The organism is Cupriavidus basilensis (genome assembly GCF_029335485.1).
Taxonomy (GTDB): domain Bacteria; phylum Pseudomonadota; class Gammaproteobacteria; order Burkholderiales; family Burkholderiaceae; genus Cupriavidus; species Cupriavidus basilensis_E.
This window is the reverse complement of sequence record NZ_JARJLM010000132.1, coordinates 1-2,175: the sequence shown is the minus strand read 5'-3', so window position 1 is coordinate 2,175 and position 2,175 is coordinate 1. Positions and strand designations below refer to the sequence as shown.

The 2,175-nt window shown below is 65.7% G+C and carries 2 protein-coding genes; one reads left to right on the top strand and one right to left on the bottom strand.

Features of this window, described 5'->3' with window-relative positions:
• Positions 1 to 91 precede the first annotated feature (91 nt).
• Positions 92 to 1,309, bottom strand: coding sequence for an RluA family pseudouridine synthase (locus P3W85_RS07695; protein WP_276264334.1), 1,218 nt, complete (start codon positions 1,307 to 1,309; stop codon positions 92 to 94).
• Positions 1,310 to 1,325: 16 nt separating this feature from the next.
• On the opposite strand from P3W85_RS07695, the gene P3W85_RS07690 reads away from it, so the two are divergent.
• Positions 1,326 to 2,156, top strand: coding sequence for an outer membrane protein assembly factor BamD (locus P3W85_RS07690; protein WP_035809678.1), 831 nt, complete (start codon positions 1,326 to 1,328; stop codon positions 2,154 to 2,156).
• Positions 2,157 to 2,175: the final 19 nt, after the last annotated feature.

Below are 2,175 nucleotides of genomic sequence, written 5' to 3'. Positions count from 1 at the left end.
GTAAGGGCCCTGGCTGAGGCCGCCCTGGCGGGTCGTGGAGAGCGCGCGCACCCGGACCGGCGCAGGCCAGTCGGGGACCAGCCACGGCGCCTCAGTCGTCATCGCCGTACTCCCATACGCCGTCCTCGCCCTCCTCCCAGCCGTCATCCTCGTCCTCGTCGCCGACACGGTCGAAATCGAGTGCGTCGATCAGGGCCTGCAGGTCGGCCGGCGGCGGCGCTTCCCAGTGCACATGCTTGCCGGTGACCGGATGCACCAGCCCGAGCCGGAACGCGTGCAGCGCCTGGCGGCCCAGCGGCACCGGCAGCGGCGCCTTGATCGCGGGGCGCTGCCCGCGCTGGGTAGCGGCGCGATGGTAGACCGGATCGCCCACCAGCGGATGGCCGATCGACTCGAAATGCACGCGGATCTGATGAGTGCGGCCGGTCTCCAGCTGGCACATCACCATCGAAACATGGCCACGCCCGAGCGGCACCGTGCCCAGGGTGCGGAAATGGGTCCGCGAAGGCTTGCCGCTGTTGGTGAGCACGATCGCCATGCGGATCCGTTCGCGCGGATCGCGGCCGATCGGCGCATCGATGGTGCCCGACTCGGGCGTGACGCCCCACACCAGCGCCAGGTAGCTGCGCTTGACGGTGCGCGCCTGCAACTGGCGCACGAGGTCGGTCTGGGCGGTGAGCGTGCGCGCCACCACCATCAGCCCGGAAGTCTCCTTGTCGAGCCGGTGGACGATGCCCGCGCGCGGCAGGCCCGAGGCCTCGGGATAGCGGTGCAGCAGGCCGTTCAGCACAGTCCCGCCCCAGTTGCCGGCGGCGGGATGCACCACCAGCCCGGCGGGCTTGTCGATGACCAGCAGCGCCGCGTCTTCGTGCACCACCTCCAGGGCCACGTCTTCAGGCACAAAGGCGCGCGACTCGGGTGGCGCCTGCGGCCTGACCGCAACGCGCTCGCCCATTTGCACGGAATCGCGCGAGCGGCGCACCGCGCCGTCCACCAGCACCGCGCCGCTCTCGATCCATTGCTGCAGGCGGCTGCGCGAGAAGCCATTGAGGTGGCGCGCGAGCAACTTGTCGAGCCGCTCGCCATGTGCCGCGCTGTCGACTTCGAACTCCACGGGTTGCATTTCCAACTCGATCGCGGATGCCTCCGCGCCTGCCTCCAGGCCGCCTGGCGCGGCCACATCGATCAGGTCTTCTAGGTCCTCCACCTCGTTCAAGATGTCGGCTGAATCGGCAGCTTGCTGCTCGATGCCCTTGGCGGCGGTTTCCGGCAAGGGGCTTGGGCTATAATGCTTGACGCTATTTTTCATCCGGGATACGTTGCCCATGCAATTGATGAGCATGAAGCGCGCCAGCTGGCGCGCAAGAATTGGAGCGATTCTGCTCGCAGGCGGCTGCGTCATGCTGTCGGCATGCGGCCTGCTGTCGGATCAACCAGACGAAACTGCCGGCTGGTCGGCTAACAAATTATATTCGGAAGCCAAGGACGCTCTCGATTCCGGTGACTTTACCCGTGCGGTGAAGCTCTATGACAAGCTTGAAGGCCGCTATCCCTTTGGCCGTTATGCGCAGCAGGCGCAGATCGATAGCGCCTACGCCAGCTACAAGGACGGCGAAACCGCCGCCGCGCTGGCTTCGGTCGACCGTTTCATCCAGTTGCATCCGAATCACCCGAACGTGGATTATGCCTTCTACCTGAAGGGTCTGATCAACTTCAATGACAACCTGGGCTGGCTTGGCCGCTTTTCCGGCCAGGACCTGAGCGAGCGCGACCCCAAGGCCGCGCGCGCGGCGTATGACGCGTTCAATACGCTGGTCACGCGCTTCCCGGATAGCAAGTACACGCCGGATTCCGCAGCGCGCATGCAGTACATCGTGAACTCGCTGGCACAGCACGAAGTCCACGCGGCACGCTACTACTACCGCCGCGGCGCATACCTGGCCGCCGCCAACCGCGCCCAGCAGTCGCTCAAGGACTATGACGGCGCGCCGGCCAACGAGGAAGCGCTGTACATCATGATCCGCTCGTATGATTCGCTGGGCCTGAAGGACTTGCGCGACGACACCGCCCGCGTGATGGAAAAGAACTTCCCCAACAGCGATTTCATCAAGTATGGGCAACGCCGCAAGGACAAATCCTGGTGGGAAGTGTTCTGAACCGCAGGCTGCGTTGCTG

What these genes read in the sequence shown, in the direction of transcription:
- P3W85_RS07695 (WP_276264334.1), bottom strand. Translation starts at nt 1,309, where the DNA reads ATGAAAAATAGCGTCAAGCATTATAGCCCAAGCCCCTTGCCGGAAACC.
- P3W85_RS07690 (WP_035809678.1), top strand. Translation starts at nt 1,326, where the DNA reads ATGCAATTGATGAGCATGAAGCGCGCCAGCTGGCGCGCAAGAATTGGA.